Annotated in this window: 19 protein-coding genes; 8 read left to right on the top strand and 11 right to left on the bottom strand. The window is 43.6% G+C overall.

The features are described from left to right. Position 1 precedes the first annotated feature (1 nt). From JEZ96_RS08515 to tsaB, 4 genes are all read right to left on the bottom strand, one after another. Complete coding sequence (locus tag JEZ96_RS08515; RefSeq protein ID WP_025008106.1) at positions 2-814, bottom strand: class I SAM-dependent methyltransferase; 813 nt, start codon at positions 812-814, stop codon at positions 2-4. Positions 815-1,016: 202 nt separating this feature from the next. Next, positions 1,017-1,733: a M50 family metallopeptidase gene (locus tag JEZ96_RS08510; protein ID WP_011789556.1), complete on the bottom strand. Its 717-nt coding sequence runs from the start codon at positions 1,731-1,733 to the stop codon at positions 1,017-1,019. Continuing rightward, a complete protein-coding gene (locus JEZ96_RS08505) occupies positions 1,726-2,031 on the bottom strand; it encodes a hypothetical protein (RefSeq protein ID WP_025008105.1) in 306 nt (101 codons plus the stop codon). The genes JEZ96_RS08510 and JEZ96_RS08505 overlap by 8 nt, the downstream gene beginning before the upstream one ends. Positions 2,032-2,155: 124 nt before the next feature. Beyond that, positions 2,156-2,866: a tRNA (adenosine(37)-N6)-threonylcarbamoyltransferase complex dimerization subunit type 1 TsaB gene (tsaB, locus tag JEZ96_RS08500; protein ID WP_011789558.1), complete on the bottom strand. Its 711-nt coding sequence runs from the start codon at positions 2,864-2,866 to the stop codon at positions 2,156-2,158. Positions 2,867-3,257: 391 nt separating this feature from the next. Between tsaB and hemB the strand changes: the two genes are divergently transcribed. Further along, positions 3,258-4,244, top strand: a complete 987-nt coding sequence (gene hemB, locus JEZ96_RS08495; RefSeq protein ID WP_025008104.1) for a porphobilinogen synthase — start codon at positions 3,258-3,260, stop codon at positions 4,242-4,244. A gap of 92 nt (positions 4,245-4,336) precedes the next feature. Here hemB and JEZ96_RS08490 read toward each other — a convergent pair whose 3' ends face one another. After that, a complete protein-coding gene (locus JEZ96_RS08490) occupies positions 4,337-5,242 on the bottom strand; it encodes a bifunctional methionine sulfoxide reductase B/A protein (protein WP_011789560.1) in 906 nt (301 codons plus the stop codon). Positions 5,243-5,623: 381 nt separating this feature from the next. Here JEZ96_RS08490 and JEZ96_RS08485 point away from each other — a divergent pair, with 381 nt between their 5' ends. Together JEZ96_RS08485 and ylqF are read left to right on the top strand one after the other, a co-directional pair. Beyond that, on the top strand, positions 5,624-6,463 hold the full coding sequence (locus JEZ96_RS08485) for an isopenicillin N synthase family dioxygenase (RefSeq protein ID WP_025008103.1): 840 nt from the start codon (positions 5,624-5,626) through the stop codon (positions 6,461-6,463). Positions 6,464-6,613: 150 nt separating this feature from the next. Then, positions 6,614-7,555 (top strand): ribosome biogenesis GTPase YlqF, encoded by a 942-nt coding sequence (gene ylqF, locus JEZ96_RS08480; protein ID WP_011919190.1) that lies wholly within the window; start codon positions 6,614-6,616, stop codon positions 7,553-7,555. Positions 7,556-7,947: 392 nt separating this feature from the next. On the opposite strand, the gene JEZ96_RS08475 is transcribed toward ylqF, so the two are convergent. The 4 genes from JEZ96_RS08475 to JEZ96_RS08460 form a co-directional block, all read right to left on the bottom strand. Beyond that, a complete protein-coding gene (locus JEZ96_RS08475) occupies positions 7,948-8,415 on the bottom strand; it encodes a GNAT family N-acetyltransferase (RefSeq protein WP_011789563.1) in 468 nt (155 codons plus the stop codon). Between the two features lie 298 nt (positions 8,416-8,713). Further along, positions 8,714-9,010 (bottom strand): hypothetical protein, encoded by a 297-nt coding sequence (locus tag JEZ96_RS08470; RefSeq protein ID WP_014610436.1) that lies wholly within the window; start codon positions 9,008-9,010, stop codon positions 8,714-8,716. 69 nt (positions 9,011-9,079) lie between these two features. Then, complete coding sequence (locus JEZ96_RS08465) at positions 9,080-9,553, bottom strand: low molecular weight protein-tyrosine-phosphatase (RefSeq protein WP_041420649.1); 474 nt, start codon at positions 9,551-9,553, stop codon at positions 9,080-9,082. 62 nt (positions 9,554-9,615) lie between these two features. Then, on the bottom strand, positions 9,616-10,545 hold the full coding sequence (locus JEZ96_RS08460) for a DNA ligase (protein WP_061783101.1): 930 nt from the start codon (positions 10,543-10,545) through the stop codon (positions 9,616-9,618). 258 nt (positions 10,546-10,803) lie between these two features. Between JEZ96_RS08460 and JEZ96_RS08455 the strand changes: the two genes are divergently transcribed. Next, the gene (locus tag JEZ96_RS08455; RefSeq protein WP_011789567.1) at positions 10,804-11,175 is read left to right on the top strand and encodes a diacylglycerol kinase; all 372 of its coding nucleotides are present in this window, start codon (positions 10,804-10,806) and stop codon (positions 11,173-11,175) included. 79 nt (positions 11,176-11,254) lie between these two features. Here JEZ96_RS08455 and hdfR read toward each other — a convergent pair whose 3' ends face one another. Beyond that, positions 11,255-12,103: an HTH-type transcriptional regulator HdfR gene (gene hdfR / locus JEZ96_RS08450; RefSeq protein WP_011789568.1), complete on the bottom strand. Its 849-nt coding sequence runs from the start codon at positions 12,101-12,103 to the stop codon at positions 11,255-11,257. Positions 12,104-12,211: 108 nt separating this feature from the next. On the opposite strand from hdfR, the gene JEZ96_RS08445 reads away from it, so the two are divergent. From JEZ96_RS08445 to JEZ96_RS08435, 3 genes are all read left to right on the top strand, one after another. After that, a complete protein-coding gene (locus JEZ96_RS08445) occupies positions 12,212-12,658 on the top strand; it encodes a DUF413 domain-containing protein (RefSeq protein WP_011789569.1) in 447 nt (148 codons plus the stop codon). A gap of 20 nt (positions 12,659-12,678) precedes the next feature. Continuing rightward, positions 12,679-13,674, top strand: coding sequence for an ATP-grasp domain-containing protein (locus JEZ96_RS08440; protein ID WP_011789570.1), 996 nt, complete (start codon positions 12,679-12,681; stop codon positions 13,672-13,674). 325 nt (positions 13,675-13,999) lie between these two features. After that, positions 14,000-14,863 carry a hypothetical protein gene (locus tag JEZ96_RS08435; protein ID WP_011789571.1) on the top strand — a complete coding sequence of 288 codons (864 nt, stop codon included), beginning with the start codon at positions 14,000-14,002 and terminating at the stop codon, positions 14,861-14,863. A gap of 57 nt (positions 14,864-14,920) precedes the next feature. Here JEZ96_RS08435 and JEZ96_RS08430 read toward each other — a convergent pair whose 3' ends face one another. Next, positions 14,921-16,543, bottom strand: coding sequence for a M28 family metallopeptidase (locus JEZ96_RS08430; RefSeq protein ID WP_061783103.1), 1,623 nt, complete (start codon positions 16,541-16,543; stop codon positions 14,921-14,923). Between the two features lie 164 nt (positions 16,544-16,707). Here JEZ96_RS08430 and JEZ96_RS08425 point away from each other — a divergent pair, with 164 nt between their 5' ends. Next, a complete protein-coding gene (locus tag JEZ96_RS08425) occupies positions 16,708-17,733 on the top strand; it encodes a GGDEF domain-containing protein (RefSeq protein ID WP_011789573.1) in 1,026 nt (341 codons plus the stop codon). Positions 17,734-17,782: the final 49 nt, after the last annotated feature.

Raw genomic sequence — 17,782 nt, 5'->3', positions numbered from 1 at the left:
ATTAGCGTGATTTTTTGACAAATTTGAGTGTCATGCGGTCACTCTCTCCAATTGCTTGGTACTTATCTTTATCTGTATCACCTAACGCATATGACGGTGGTAATGTCCACACTCCCTTAGGGTAATCCTTTGTATCCTTTGGATTTGCATTAATTTCAGCACTTTGTTCTAAGGTAAACCCAACCTTTTCGGCTAAGGTGACCATGGCCGCTTGATCCATATAGCCACTGCTAACATTCATTCCCTCGTTTGCTCTGTGTTCAACAACACCAAACACACCGCCCTCTTTCAACACCTTATAAGAGGCCGCAAATACATTTTCCAATTGATCGCTCGATGCCCAGTTATGCAAATTCCTAAAGGTTAAGACTAAATCGGCACAGCCATCGACACCTAGGTTCATTTTATTGGGTGGATCAAAGGTTAAAATTTTCGCATTACCCAACACCGCTTTATTCGCCGTCATCCATGCTTCAAATTTAGTCCCCGCATTGGAGCGATAACGGTTTCCAGGGGTATCTGTGGTCGGTGAAGTTTCAAAACTCGCGGCAATATATTGACCTTCTTTGGCTAAATAAGGACCCAGAATTTCGGCATACCAACCATTACCCGGCCATAGTTCTATCACGGTTTGATTAGGTGCAATACCAAAAAAGCTCAAAGTCTCAGCAGGATGGCGATATATATCACGGCTGACATTTTTAGCTTGGCGAAAATCGCTTTTTAAGGCTTTTTCTAGACCTTCATCAGCATAGGTAAGGCTTGAACATAGGCTCGCAACGAGCATACTGGTAACTAATGCGACTTTTTTCATTGTAATTCTCCATGAATACCGAAGGCTTAACCTAGCAGCCAAATGTTCAAAAATCCAAGAAAATAGAAGAGTCTTTGGCTTAAGTCCTGCAAATGTTGAGGGGAAACTGTCAATATTGGATAACAATGTTTGATGACAAGATATGAAAACTACTTACCTAATATGACGGTAACCCTTGATAAAAAATGAAATAAATGAAGTATTAATGGTACGCTCTCGAATCAACTCGACGCCAAGCCAAGAATAAAGCACAGGCACTCGTCAATAACCATAGCATCACCCAAATCCATGCGGGGATCCATGAAAGTTCAGCCAATAATACGGCATCACCTTGACCATCAAGTCCTAATAGCACCGTTGGACTAGCAAGGGCATTAAGCATGATCATCAAACCCACAACCCGAAGAAACTGAGTTAATACTTTGTTTTGGTTGAGCTTTAATGGCATTAAAAAAATAACAGTCAATGAAGCTAAAATCGCCAAAGTAAGGATATCCCTTCCCCACAGTAATCCGCTTAACACTACTAGCCCACCAAGCAAAGCAAAACTAACGCGGATCCCCCGAGGCCAAGTAGCAAGTAAATAAATCAAGTATCCCCAACAGGCTGCACCAAAATACCCTGCAAAACCAATAAATAATGGCGAACCACCTTGGCTAAAGCAAAAACCCGCCCCATTAGGAAACAATTGAATATGGCTAACAATCCCGCCACTTAATAGCGTCGCAATACCATGGGATAACTCATGGAAATAACTTTCGAGCCATTTAAACGGTACACTGAGATAAGGTATACGGGTGAGCAGTAAGGCTAACATCAATTCAATGATAAATAGCCCACGGCTAGGGACTCCAGAAGACAAACTATAGGCTGAGTCTTTTTTTACCACGGAAGAGGCACTATGTTGAGGATCAAGCATAAATATCCACACCGACCATTTGCTGAATTTCTTCACGCTTGGCGGCATGTTGTGTTTGTAAATATTGAGCGATAGCACCTTGATGTCCACGAGTATCTTGCTCATATTCAAGGTGAGCACCCAGTCTTGACTGTAAGCTATCTGCAGCGTTCGGGGTGTCATCTAGACTTAATGCTTCGATATCATCTCGTTCAATCACTGGATGCAACTTTTCAGCCGCTGCTAGCCCCGGAATAATGGCGGGGCGATTGCTTGCAACGGCCTGCGTCAAACTGGTTTGATTAGTATTAATCTGCATCAAGGTGCCTACATTCATACTCAATTTACGTTAGTCTTTATGTTCTGCCATTCGTTATTTTCAATCCACACCCCGACAGAGCATGAGTTACAATAATCACCTACAACACCGATTAAGCTGTATTTCATTCTCGGCCCGGTAATTTTTTCCACGTCACAGTATCACGCAAATAAACCGGTTCGAGTTCATCCACTGTCGTACTAAACCCTGATTTAATTCCTACATCGGCAAGTGTTAGCATAGCCCGTGCATCGGGATATTTCACGGCATCAATGACTAAAATCCCCTTTCCGATAGCCAGTAATTCTGGATAGGCATCAAAACCCGTACCGCATCCATAAATAGGCTTGAGTGGATCTAAACTAAGGATAACCTCAGAGGGTGCACTCACCACTTCTTGAGCAACTAAGGTCGCAATGCCGTTAACCGCGGCAAATTGTCCCCAATATACTTCGCCCATGCGCGCATCGATAGCACAGAGCACTTGTTCGGCGTTATGTTCAGCTATCGCCATTTGGGCCATTGCCGCTAAGGTTGAAATACCAATCACAGGTAAATCTAAGCCCAGTGCCAGACCTTGAGTCATACTGGTACAAATACGTATCCCAGTAAAGCTCCCTGGGCCGCGACCATAGGCAATCGCTTCAACCTTATCTAGACCAATGCCAGCCTCTTTTAAAACGGAATCTACCATAGGTAATAGCCGCTGACTGTGCTCACGGGGTGCGTCAGCCAGTTCAGAAAATATTTGTCCTTGATAATACAGCGCCGCAGAACAGGCTTCGGTACAAGTGTCTAAGGCAAGAATACACGCTGAAAGTTTGTCTATTGTCATTTAAAAACCGGATAATCGGGCAAGCATTTGCACTATATTCAGTGGTTCGCGACGGGGCGAAATACTGTGCCAATGCACCATTAAAAACTGGCGCAAATGATAACATCAAATTCACGAAAACAAAGGGTAAAGCCCTGTCCACGGTAAAATAGTCATAATGTATCCCATCATTCATTTCGCTGGCCTTGATTTGCCAGCTTTCAGCCTTAAACTATCAGCCCAAATCCAATACCAATGTTATGTAATGCAATGTGATATAAGTCACTTAACGGCAAATGCAGCAAAAGATCTCGATAAAATGAGGAAACTTTTTAGCTTATATCTGTCAGAGCTAACACCTGCACCTAGATTGAACCACTGTATTACGCTCCACCTTCGATAAGGAAATGTCATGTTAAACACGCCTCCATTGCGTCGCCTAAGACGCTTACGTAGCTCAGAAGCGATGCGCGATCTGCTGCGCGAAACCCAAATATCATTATCAGATTTAATCCACCCGCTATTTATTGAAGAACAGATCAATCATGCGATACCCATTTCGACTCTTCCTGGAATTAGTCGTCTTCCTGAAAGCGCATTAGCCGATGAGGTTCGTGAACTTTATGCACTCGGTATTCGCTATGTGATGCCCTTTGGAATTTCCCATACAAAAGATGATAAAGGCAGCGACACTTGGGATGACAATGGGTTACTCGCCCGTATGGTGCGCGCAATTAAAACCGCAGTGCCCGAGATGATGGTGATCCCCGACATTTGCTTTTGTGAATACACATATCACGGCCATTGCGGCGTGGTGCACAATAATGAAGTCTGCAACGATCTCACCGTCGAAAATTTAGTTAAGCAATCGGTGACGGCCGCCAAAGCTGGCGCCGATATGTTAGCGCCATCGGCCATGATGGACGGACAAGTGAAAGCCATTCGCCAAGGGCTTGATGCCGCAGGTTTTGAACATGTGGCGATTCTGGCCCACTCGGCAAAATTCGCCTCTTCTTTTTACGGTCCTTTTAGAGCGGCGGTTGACTGTGAACTCAGCGGAAATCGCAAGGGATATCAACTGGATTATGCTAATGGTCGTCAAGCCCTGTTAGAGGCCTTATTAGATGAAGCCGAAGGCGCCGATATCCTGATGGTTAAACCCGGTACGCCCTACTTGGATGTGTTAAGCCGGTTAAGACAAGAAACCCACCTACCACTCGCCGCCTATCAAGTCGGCGGCGAATATGCTGGCATCAAGTTTGCCGCCCTTGCAGGCGCCTTGGATGAGCGTGCCGTGGTGACAGAAACGTTTATCGGCTTAAAGCGGGCGGGTGCAGATTTGATTGTCAGCTATTACACCAAACAGTATGCCCAGTGGTTAGCTGAAAACCATCAATGACGGTGTTTTCACTTAACAACTAACAAAACGCCACCTTAATTGGGTGGCGTTTTTATTGCTTTAGCCTTACATGTCTTGAGGAATGGCGTAAATTAAGCCTTCTGCAGTGCTGCAAATAGGGCTTTGATTTTCTCCACTTTAGGTCGAACCACTATTTGGCAATAGGGTTCCTCGCCATGTAAAGCAAAATAATCATAATGATAATTTTCAGCAGGATAAAAAGTTTCAAAGGCTGAAATCTGCGTCACAATAGGCGCATCAAAAACTTTAGCTGACTCTAATTTTGCAATCATTTCATTAGTTTGTTCTATTTGATCCGCGTTATGAGCAAAAACGACCGAACGATATTGTGGCCCCTTATCATTACCTTGGCGGTTAAGCGTGGTTGGATCGTGACTTTCAAAAAACACTTGCAACAATGTCGTAAAATCAATTTCCTCTGGGTTAAACTCAATATGCACAACCTCAGCATGGCCGGTTTGGCCTGAGCAAACAGATTTATAATCGGCATCATGGGCTTCGCCACCACAATACCCTGAGGTCACATTGACAACGCCCTTCAGATTTTTAAAGATGGCCTCAACACACCAAAAACAGCCCGCCCCCAAAGTCGCAAATTGGTTCGATGACGGCGTATAGGTCTGCTCCAATCCCTGAAATATAAGTGAAATCGAGTTAACACAATGACGAACATTTTTAGGCGTCAAAAACTCCCCTTCAAATACATGACCTAAGTGACCACCACACTGACTACAAACGATTTCTGTTCTATGACCATCGGCATCGATATGGCGAGTTACAGCGCCTTGAATCTCATCATCAAAAGCAGGCCAACCACAATGAGCATTAAATTTATCATCAGATCGATAAAGAGGAGCGTGGCATTTTTTGCATAAATATAATCCCTTAGCGTCGTGCTTATAATATTCGCCACTAAAAGGGCGTTCAGTGCCTTTCTCTTCGATAACATAGCGTTCAAAATCGGTCAGTTTGTTCATATTTATGCCCTTTCGACTCACGTCGTTGTCTATTTCGATACTCTCAATTAAGTTGATTAAGAAGCTGATTTATAAGGAAGCCAACATAAGACCCACTCCAAGCAAGATTTCTTGCACTCGGCTTCAAAATGCGGCTGACATCAATCCAATCACAACAAATCTAATGCCCATACTAACGGATTTGGTGACTAAAATCTTACCACTCAAGTAAGTACTAATATAAGTGCTCATATTAAGTACTCAATATAAGCGACTACATAAATGACGGAAAATACGGCAGTTGATCCAGATCACAGTCGCTGAGTATTTGCACCCACCTCACCGCACGGCTACACTTGCTGCGGGTCAAATTACAACTAAATATAACAAGTAGAAACCAATATGAAATTAGAAACCATTGATTACCGTGCTGAAAATAGTGCGCAGCAATTTGTTGAATCACTTAGAGAAACTGGCTTTGGTGTTTTATCTAATCATCCGATTGATAAGCGCTTAGTTGAAGACATCTACACCGAGTGGCAAGCCTTTTTTAATTCAGAAGCCAAAAACAACTATATGTTTAAAAAGGAAACCCACGACGGTTTCTTCCCTGCATCGATTTCTGAAACCGCCAAAGGCAACACAGTCAAAGACATTAAAGAGTACTACCACGTGTATCCTTGGGGCCGTATACCCGACTCACTACGTGCCAATATTCTCGCCTATTATGATAAAGCTAACGCGCTGGCTGCAGAACTATTAGAGTGGATCGAAACCTACTCACCAGAAGACGTAAAAGCCAAGTTTTCGATGCCATTGCCAGAAATGATCGCCAATAGCCAAAAAACCTTACTGCGCATTCTGCATTACCCACCAATGACGGGCACTGAAGAAATGGGCGCCATTCGCGCTGCAGCCCATGAAGATATCAACCTTATTACAGTGTTACCTGCAGCCAATGAGCCTGGATTGCAAGTAAAAGCCAAAGATGGCACTTGGTTAGATGTCCCAAGCGATTTTGGCAACATTATTATCAATATCGGCGACATGTTACAGGAAGCCTCTGGCGGCTATTTCCCATCGACGTCACACCGCGTCATCAATCCTGAAGGTACGGATAAAACCAAGTCACGGATCTCTTTGCCGTTATTTTTACATCCAAACCCTGCAGTAGTGCTATCAGATCGTTATACCGCCGACAGTTATCTGATGGAGAGATTGCGCGAACTCGGGGTGATCTAAGCCCTAATTCAGCCTATTAATCCAAGTGACAATCGCAAGAGACAGTCACGGATTAAGCAATTAAAGCGCCTTTGGGCGCTTTTTTTATGACATTCACCACCATCAAGGTAGAATAGCCGTTCTTTAAGTTATTTAGGACAAGGCGTTATCATGGCAATTCAGTGGTATCCGGGGCATATGCACAAGGCACGCAAGGAGATTGAAGAGGCAATGCCTCAGGTCGATCTTGTTATCGAAGTGCTGGACGCGCGTATTCCCTACAGTAGCGAAAACCCCATGGTGGCTCAGCTTCGAGGCGACAAACCTTGTATCAAACTGCTCAATAAATCTGATTTGGCCGATCCAGAGATCACCGCACAATGGATTGAATACTTAGAGCGTGAGCAAGGCGTCAAAGCCACGGCGATCACCACACTTCAAGCGGCAATGGTGAAAAAAATTCCTGATCTCTGCCGTAAGCTAGTGCCGAGTCGCGATAAAACCGAAAAAGACATTCGCACTATGATCATGGGAATACCCAACGTTGGGAAATCCACCATCATCAATACCTTAGCTGGTCGTGTTATCGCCAAAACCGGTAACGAACCTGCGGTAACCAAAACCCAGCAACGGATCAATTTACGTAACGGTATCGTGCTGTCGGATACCCCAGGTATTTTATGGCCCAAAGTGGATAACGAAGCCAGCAGCTATCGCCTTGCCGTCACTGGCGCCATTAAAGATACGGCGATGGAATATGAAGATGTGGCCCTGTTCGCCGCCAAGTATTTCTTAACCGCTTATCCAAAAGAGATTTGTGAGCGCTATAACTTAAGTGAATTACCCAAGGATGATGTCGCACTTCTCGAGGAAATCGGCCGTAAACGTGGTGCGCTGCGTCCCGGAGGCCGCATCGATATGCACAAGGCATCAGAGTTATTACTGCATGAATACCGATCAGGAAAAATAGGCTTACTCTCGTTAGAAACGCCTGCGATGGCCGAACTTGAAAAGATTGAAGTCGCCCGTATCATGGCCGAAAAAGAAGCAGAGAAAGAAGCCAAACTGGCAGCAGAGAGACTGAAACGTTCAGGCAAACGCCATAACGATTAGTCAGCCACTCTGCATTTGGAATATAGGACGCAGATTTTGCTAAAGACAAGACGCTAATGACTTTTATATTCCAGCTTAGTGCGCTCATTCATTAAATTTAAAGCCGGTATATTGAATATACTGGCTTTTTTATTATCAGAAACAGAACTTTCGCGTTAAAAACACTTTTACGCCAATAACTTCTGCGTGCCTAATATAAGCTCTCAATATCCGTCAGTCATCACCCTCTTGGCACAATACACCGAAGAGCCATTTTGGATTTGACTGTGTGGCAAGGGGGCTTTAGTCGCGGGATAGATCTACCACTTCTTTCAAGTTTTTAATGGTACCCACCCAGATTCTTCGCTGACCGCTTTTATACAATTGAGCCACAATGTACCTTCACACACTTGTTATTCACCGATGTTTGCGCCCATAACCAATACATTTATGCCTTTATAATTCACCTGTTCTATAGGCTTAAATCCATGATGTAGGTACAAACCTCCGGTTAAATCTTCTGTTTGAAGATATAATTTTTTCACGCCTATTTTATGTGCTAGCGATATTATCTCTTTCACAAGTTTTGAGGCGACACCCTGCCCTCTGGCCTGCGGAGTGACGTAAACACCACCAAGCCAAAACTCAAATTCTGGGTATATGTCCATTTCTCGAATTTTTAGCTCTGCTGAACCAGCAAGAACACCACTTACTTTTCCGACGATCAGAATAGGCGCAGTATCTCGATTTATTGATGCAGAGACTTTTTCAACGACTTCCTCCTCGGTATAACTACCATTGTCTTGGCACCATTCATTGAAATACCATCTAGCTACCGTGTCTATCGCAGATGGATTATCGGCAAGTAATGAAATTTCCATATATGTCCTTAAATGTACAACGATTTGATTTTCTTTATGAACAACATCTTACCAACTAAACCTGACAAGGTAAGCAGCCCACAACCATTGATGTTTGTAGTCAAACTATACTGATATCTATTAATGACTTTATGATGATGTTTACTTTGCTGTGGCTTTATTGAAAGTTCGGACGGGCATGACTTCTAGGTTGAAAGTAACCTCATCACATTAGCTTTTTTATAGCCACAACTTTATTCGCCCTACTTGCATTTTAAACTTTGAAACAAGCTTTGGGGCATTTTAAAGTTAACCGATTTTAAGCACGCCACGCTTTAATCGCTCCTGTTGCTAAACCAGCTAGCTGTTTTGAGACTTCACGACCTCTGTAAATTGACGATGTGTCTTTTGCGATTGGAACAGAATAGTGAATATCGTGAGCAAGATTATTTAGATACTCGCGGCCACCACCTTCATAATTTTGCAGTTCCTGATCATTGAGCTGGATCATATAGCTATAGCCAAATGCACTCATGTTGCAATTTGCATTCAAGTACAAACGACCTTCATGCTCCAAAAGGAACCATACTCGGTTTTCAGAATCCATTACTTTCATCGTCATCTCGCATAAGGGGATTTACCCGAACTTATCATAAAACCCAAACCGTAAATGGCAATACGTATCTCAACGGAACTTTTCGGTCAATTGATCTAATAAAGCTTCCATACTCTGCTCGAGGAGATCGAGCACTAGTTCAAAACCCTGTGCACCGCCATAGTAAGGATCTGGTACTTCCGTTATTTGCGTATCAGCATAGGACAACATTAACTGTAACTTGTGTTGATACTCAACTGGACAACGGCTAAGCAGATCCGCCAAATTGGCATTATCCGCAGCTAGAATTAAATCAAAATGCTCAAAATCAGCATTCACCACCTGCCGCGCCCGCATGCCCTCGAAACTAAAACCCCGCTTTTTACCAGCCTCAATAGCGCGGCTATCGGGCTTATCCCCTTGGTGATAACCAATAGTTCCCGCCGAGTCGACTTCGATATTAAGGTGACGCTCACGAATTTTAGCGCGACAGACGGCCTCTGCTGTGGGCGAACGGCAAATATTGCCCATACATACCATCAAGATCCGATAATTATATTGCATTTTTAACACTCGTTTTCCTTTAAGACTCGCAGCCTAGTTCGTATGGGCAAGGGTATATAGGCTTATTGCCCAGAACGGTCAACACCGCCGTCCAATGGGGACTCGACTATATCGGTTCTTACCCGTAAAAAACTGGCAAACCGCGGTAAACCGTTAACGGTAAGCCCAAGGTATTTATAGGTGATGATAGTGCCCACTGCGGGGGGATGTTGGCGCTCTGCGAGACTAAAACCTGTGCCAATACTAAAAATTCGGCCGTCTGGCGTTTGCACTTTTAATGCACCCATCTGACCTGCAAATTGACCTTTACCTGCAATATGTGCAATGACTTTAGCTTCTGCATCAAAGTAGGGTTTTAACTTCATCAAGTTTGGATTTCGGCCTGCAATATAGTATGCACTGCGGCGATGGAGCATTAACCCTTCAGCACCTAAAACCACAAGGCTATCTAGTTTTTGGTATAAAGCCTCAATACTATCAAGCTGAAATTGCTCAATGACCTCAATATAAGCAGATTTACCTGCAAACATCTTTATCGCCAATCGATAGCGCTGCTCAAAATTCCCCTCCGCTTTGGGTAAGTCAAATACCATAAAGCGTACATTACGCCATGCGTCCTCTTTGGGAGAGGATTGACGGATTAAACTTGAAATAGCTTCAAACTGCCCTCGCCCAAGCCACAACTCTCCATCAATAGGAATTGCGGGAAAGTCAGCAGTAAACCATACGGGTGCATTAATGGGATATCCTTGACGGGTGACTAACCTATGCCCAGTCCAGTATCCACGAACACCATCTAACTTTTCACTGATTAAAAACTCGCGAATATCATAACTCGTCTTGTCGGCAGTCAGCTCTGTGGCAAGTTGGATCTTAGGCGCACTGGGGTTGGCATTAACCGATAGACATACCAGCAGCAAGGAAACTGATAATAACCGCAACAGAATGAAAGAATTAGAGATTAAAAGAAATAATTGGCTTGTATGAGTCATTCCCATGTCCTTATGGTGAATTATGTTCCAATACCAAGCTTAGATTGAAGTCTCCAAGATGGCTAGCGGATAAGCGCTAACACTTAGAGGTATCCTGATAATTTGCACAGTTAACTATTTATGCGGTTTTCAACTCGGGCTATACTGCGGCCACTTTTATGCATTCGTTTAAATATCCCAATGTTATAGGCCTATTTTAACAGCTTTATTTGAACGACTCCCCTTAGCAACCAATAAGCTAATGTTAATGGAAACACAATGAAACCAGCTAATAATCATGGTATTAAGCGTATTTTTAGAGCGACTGGATTTTCGATGAAAGGGTTAAAAGCGGCCTGGACTCACGAAGCCGCATTTAGACAAGAATTAGTACTGTGTCTAGTGATGTTACCTATCGCTTTACTGGTCGATATCAGTACTATTGAACGTCTAATGCTGATTTTCACACTGTTTATCGTATTGATTGTTGAGCTATTAAACTCCGCAATTGAAGCTGTAGTTGATCGCGTCGGCAGTGAAATTCATCCATTAAGTGGCCAAGCTAAAGATATTGCATCGGCGGCAGTATTTATAAGCCTGACGCTGTGCGGTATTACTTGGTTGAGTATCTTAGCCCCCTTATTTCTTTAACCTTTTGACCTACTGATCTGGCCCTAAAATGCCTTAAGTTAACAAAACTAAAGGCATATTCAGTTAAATTATTTTTGATTTATTGTCCATCATCAATAAGAAATGTGATTGCCTGTTTAATCTGCTCTAGCCTGTCATTCTCTGCCCAATAAGCGACATAAACGCTACGGGAAATCGCGTTCGCTCCTGCGACCAAATGCAACATCCCTTTAGTCAGCAATGGCTGAATAAGATGTTCAGGTAAAAATGCACAACCCCCATTATTTAAAATAAAATCTAAGGCAATACGTGCAGAACTGGTATGTAGGCTAGGAACAGGCAACGCGGCATATTCCTGCGCATGGATAATATTAAAAGCCGTGCCCCAATCCACCTTTACATATTGCCCTGAAGATACCCCATCGACAGCCATATCGGCCAAGCTGGACACCAACAATAAATTAATCTGTCCTAATTGCACTAGCTCAAATTGATCAAGTTTGGGTGGGTCAAAGGAAATCGCAATATCCAGCGTTCTATCCATCAATTGCCGAGTCATTACCGTCAGTGGCAATACTTCCGTGCGCAAAGCGACACCCGGTAAGCCAATATGCAAATCCTGCAAATGTCCTTGAAGATACGCATCCCAAATATTGGGGCCCGCTCCTATTGCCAATTGAGTCGATTGTAACTGACTCAAGGAGACATCTTGTTTAGCACGCTCCCACGCGGTTAACACGGCTTCGGCGTGGCCTAACATTCGCTCCCCGGCAGGCGTAGGTTGAATATTGTTACGTTGCCGTTCAAACAACGCAACGCCAAGTATCCCTTCGAGCTGCTTAACGCGAAAACTCACCGCACTGCGCGTGAGATACAAATTTTCAGCCGCCTTGCCGAAATGGCGAGTACGGGAAACTTCGAGAAATGTCTTGAGTAAATCAGTATCCATAAAAATTCTTGACCAACATTGGCAAATTTTTTTGATTTATAAATCAATAATACTAGCCAATACTCCAGTTGCAAATCTTTGTTTATCAAAAACTAGAAGGTAACTGCCATGTCTGAACAGTCTATTTCAAACGCTAACAAGGGTTCTGAGACGGTTAACGGCTCAGCTGCCAGTTTTGTATCGCACAAACGATTCTATGACGATACAAACTTTCCCAAGGGCTTTAAACGCAGTGGTGACTTTACCAGTAAAGAGGCTGAACTCCTTGAATTGCATGGTCATGCAATGAAAAATCTCGCCGAAGGAAAGGCACTTCCTTGTACTGCCGACGAAGCACAATTTGTTGAAGTCGCTAAAGGAAATATCGCTCCCAGTAGCTTGTTGGAGCAGATCTGGTTAAAGTACCGCAAACTCGCCCAAGGTAAGCCTTTTTATGCCGTGGTTGGTACGGTGCATTTGCCTGCAACTAAGCCTGAAGTCGAGCCAGAAGTGATATTTGATGTTGATATTGAAGATGACGTTCAGGATGAGCCTGAACCCGAGGATAAAGCATGAAAATTAAGGTTTGCGACTAAATGCGCGGTTGGATTTTATATAAAGAAACCGCGACTCAGCTAAAACCTGAATGGTATGAAATTGAGCGTCTGCTGGCTGCGGCTAAGGCTGACAATATAGAGCTAACAGTTTACGCCCCTGATGAATTTGATCTTACGGTCACTAGAGAAGATAACAAGAGTATTTTATTGAATGGGCAAGCCGTTGAGCTGCCTGATTTTATCATTCCAAGAATGGGTTCAGGGACGACCTATTTTGCCCTGGCCATTATTCGCCATTTAGAGCGTTTAGGGGTGTATTGCCTTAACCCCTCTAAAGCGATCGAAATTGTAAAAGACAAACTCTTCTCCCAGCAGTTGCTGGCCGAGAAAAACTTGCCAACACCCAAAACCATGTTGGTTAAATTTCCAGTCGATATCGATCTCGTGGAACGCCATTTAGGGTTTCCTGTGGTGATAAAAACGCTGTCAGGCTCGCAGGGCAGCGGTGTGTTTTTATCCCATAAGGCACGGGAATTTGACGACTTGATGCAATTGATTGAAGCGACGAATAAAAACGCTAACATCATTTTGCAGGAGTTTATTGCCAATAGCCATGGCCGCGATTTACGGGTATTCACTATCGGTGGCAGAGTCGCAGGTTGTTATGAAAGACGTGGTCAGGAAGACAGTTTTAAAGCCAATGTCAGTGCTGGAGGTTCGGCGCGTCCCTTCCAGATAACACCTGAAATTGAATGGCTAGCCACACAAACAGCAAATATTCTCGATCTTGATGTAGCAGGCATCGATCTCTTATTTGATAACGGCCATTATAAAATTTGTGAGGCAAACTCATCTCCGGGATTTGAAGGGTTAGAATCTTGTTTGAATGTCGATATTGCTGCGCAAATTTTACACTTTATTCGCATCCGTCTAGGAATGTTCAATAAAGATGACTTGAGCAGTACTGATGGCTCGATGACTCAGACTGAGCCAACTTCACCCGAGGCAAAACTCGTATCACTCAAGACGAAATAACCTCCATTAAGTTTTGCTCTAATAATCTGCGATGATTAGCAATGTGATCATCGCAGATTGCTATCAATCCAGTTAACCTCCCTGATTTCTATCCTTTGGCAAACCTCAGCTCTACTCCACTATTTGCTGTGATCTTAAACGCAACTTTACTGTTAACGGTTGCGCAAGCGTGCGACCTTTGTCGCTCATCACAAAAAAGCATAAAAATAAATACATTTTATTCACACACAAAAAATTACTGATACACTCCGGATGTCTTTTTTATGGCATTAAAGTTTGATGTTAGCGCCAAATACAATAAGAAAATATTGGAGTAACGCTTGTGATGTTAATCCGCTCGTGCCCACTATTGATCGCGACACTTGTAAGTGCCCAAGTGCAGGCGAGTGATTTTACTGTCGAGTTAGGTGGTTTTTACTCACAATCTGACACGCGCATGGATGTGACTAATCCCATTTCTGGGAGTAATTACACTTTGGATTATGAGTCTGATCTGCAATTAACCGAAAATAAGTTCTTACCCTTTATTGAATGGAATTATCACTTTAACGAACGTCATAACATCTACCTAGACTGGAAACAACTTCACCGCAGCGCAGAAACGCAAGCCCTAAGTCAACCCTTTCAGATTGAAATTAACGATACCATTTACGATATCAAAATGGGTGGCAAACTTAATTCTACCCTAAATATCGATATCCTACGTATCGGTTATGGTTACGATGTTTTCCAAGGCAGTCACTACAATATTGGCCTTTCTATTGGCCTGCACACTATGTTTATCAAAACAGGGTTTGAAGGTGTTATTGGCGTTTGTAATGCCTCCGAGTTGTTGAACAATGTTTGTGCAAGCCAAGCAATCCCCCGTATCGTGGACGAGAATGTTACTGCGCCATTACCCAATTTAGGACTCTATGCAAACTATGAATTCATTGCCGGTTGGAAAGTAGCGAGTCATTTCCAATACTTCTCTATCACTCTGAATGATATAAAAGGTGAATTGATAGATATAAAGGTCGGTATCGACGCACAAATTACGGCCAATTGGCGTATGAGTGTGGCCTACAACTACTATAAAGTAGACGTCGATATTGCCCAAAAATCAGACAGTAAAGACACAAAAATTGCTGATTACAATATTGATTACAGTTTTATAGGCCCGATGCTTTCAGTGAGCTATACCTTTTAAAGGGTAATTTCAAAGAAGAGCGCCATATGCGCCCTTCTCAATCTGTAGAAGTAACGATTAGTTACGGCCATCCTGTTCGCGCTTAGCTTTAAAATCAGACGACTCTATCCAACGGGGCCAATCACGACTATTCGCCAACATTGTTAACATCTGCGCCATTAGCTCTAAATCTTGGCTTACCCCAGCTAATGACCAATTAGGATCGTAATCATCCGCACCTTGGTGGTATTTATGGGCAATATAATCGGGATCGGTATCCCCAAGGCTCATAAATAACAATCCAGGAACCCCTTGTTGTGCTAGTGCAAAATGGTCAGAGCGAAACATGAGTCCATTTTGTGGCCTAGGATCCGCTTTGACTAGACGACCTTGGGCTTTGGCCGCTTTATCCAAATATTGCTCCAACTCAGAAACGCCGTCACCATAACGTAGAATATAATCAACACTCTGTCCCACGTTCATTCCATCGATATTAAGGAATGCGACGATGTCTTTAGTGGGGACACTCGGATGTTGCGCAAAATGCTGTGCACCAATCAAACCCGTTTCTTCCGCGGTAAAAGCACTGAAAATAATCGAACGCTCCAAGGGGGCGATTTCGGCTTGTTGCTTAAAATACCGAGCAAGAGCCAAGACCCCAGCAACACCACTAGCATTATCAACCGCACCATTGAGGATTTCTGGCTTACCATTTTCAATGATAGTACCTAAATGATCCCAGTGAGCATGCATCATCACCACTTCATCAGGCCGAGTTTTTCCTGGTAATAACGCGGCCACATTATGGGACTCAGCCCGCTCGATAGTATTATTTAAAGTCAATGTCGCCCGCAGTTTAAGCGGCAACGCTTTAAAATTGGGTTTTGCCGCTTGCTGTTTTAAGGTATCAAAATCCATTCCCGCCTTGGCAAAGATTTTCTGGGCAACATCATGTTGCACCCAACCCATAACACCTACTTGCTCTTGGTTATTATTAGCGTCGACCAAGGTAAACTTAGTGCCCGTATTGGAGTTTTGTACAACACCCCACCCGTAAGCTGCTGGTGCGGTTTCGTGCACAATAAACACGGCCTCAGCCCCTTGGCGCGCCGCTTCTTCGTATTTGTAGGTCCAGCGACCGTAATAGGTCATCGCATTGCCTTTGAATACGTTTGGATCTTGGGTAGCAAAACCAGGATCATTGACTAATACGATCACTGTTTTGCCTTTTACATCGAGGCCTTGATAATCGTTCCAACCGTATTCAGGGGCGTTAATGCCATAACCCACAAACACAACATCACTATTCTTTAAGCTGACTTTTTCGGCAATCCTTTGGGTTCTGGCGGTAAATTCACTGCCATTGGCCAATTTAAGGCCACCAATATCAAGCTGCATATTTTGATCCGCGCTAATTTTAGCTAAAGGCACGGCTTGTAAATAACTGTCACCAAACGCGGGTTTAAGCCCCATCTCTTTAAAGGCTTTTTCAAGATAATCTAAAGTTAATTGTTCACCTTCAGATAAAGGTGCCCGTCCACCAAAGGCATCACTGGCGAGGGTTTTCACATCATTACGGTACTGGGTCAGATCTAGGCTATCGGTAAAGGATGTGGCTGCGTCAGCGGGTACAGTTAGCAAGGCGCTAAGAACACTGACTAGGATGAAATTTTTCACGACTTTCTCCCAAGTTATTATCATTATTTAATTTTGCGGATAAACTTTATCATATACATCACAGCTTGTGATGGATCTCTTGGGATATGTTTTACATCGGTGGCATGCTGTTTAACATCAGCGATAAATGGCGCTAACGACTCAGTCCACCGCTCTTATTGGTCGTTTTTATTGATTAAGGTCACTGCATGTCACGAGAATTATTACAAACCGCCGCATTAAATTTAAAAAAAGCCGTTCCGCTAATGCTAAAACATAAAATTCCCACGACACCAGTGAATTATGCACTCTGGTACACCTATGTCGGGGAGCAAAATTCAGCATTAAATGAGCAGCTTGATACTGTTATCGCGCAATACAATACTTGTCCGCCTGTGAGTAGTGAGTTGCTCTACCGCCAATATGTGGCCGATCCCGTCGAATTGGACGTACGAGAAATGCGCCAAAATTTAGATGCCATGGTGACTGAGCTTTCGCAATCGCTCAAAGACACCAATCTTGATACCCATGAGTTTCAATCCCGTATTGAGAGCAATTTTGAGAAACTCCATCGTATTGAAGATGAAGGTTTTAGTGTCGAGCAAGTACTCGATTTAGTGCGGAGTTTAGTAAAAGAATCCGACAATATTCGTTCTAGCACTGAATTTTTCACCGGACAATTACAAAAGGCACAAACGGAAATCGATGCCCTTAAGAAAAAACTCGAACAAACGGAAAAAGATGTACTTTACGATGCGCTCACAGGGTGCCTTAACCGCCGCGCATTTGATGCCGACTTCAGCGGTATGCTAACCCAAGCTCCCGAAGGGACTTGCGTCATTTTGGTCGATATCGATCACTTTAAAGTGTTTAACGACTCCTATGGTCACCAAATGGGCGATCAGGTATTGCGTGCTGTTGCTAAGCGCTTACAAGAATCCTGCCGTGATGGAATTAAACTGTACCGCTTTGGCGGTGAAGAGTTCGCCATTCTCGTGCCTAAGAGCCAATTACGCATTGCCCGTCAATTGGCTGAAGCCATGCGCAGAGGGCTTGAAAAGCTCAGCTTAAAAGACAGACGTAAAGATGAACGCATCGATAATATCAGTGCCTCTTTTGGTGTCGCGCAATGGCAAGAAAAACAAACAGGGCTTCAACTGATTGAAAAGGCGGATAAGTTACTCTATGAAGCCAAACGACTCGGCCGTAATCGGGTGATGCCAATAAGTAACTAGGCGTGTTGATATTTCAGATGGCTTTAGCACTTGAAACATCATCACGCCT

Origin of the sequence: Shewanella putrefaciens, assembly GCF_016406325.1 — a bacterium.
Classification (GTDB): Bacteria; Pseudomonadota; Gammaproteobacteria; order Enterobacterales; family Shewanellaceae; genus Shewanella; species Shewanella putrefaciens.
The sequence above is the reverse complement of the archived record's forward strand: the minus strand, read 5'-3'. Positions and strand labels throughout refer to the sequence as shown.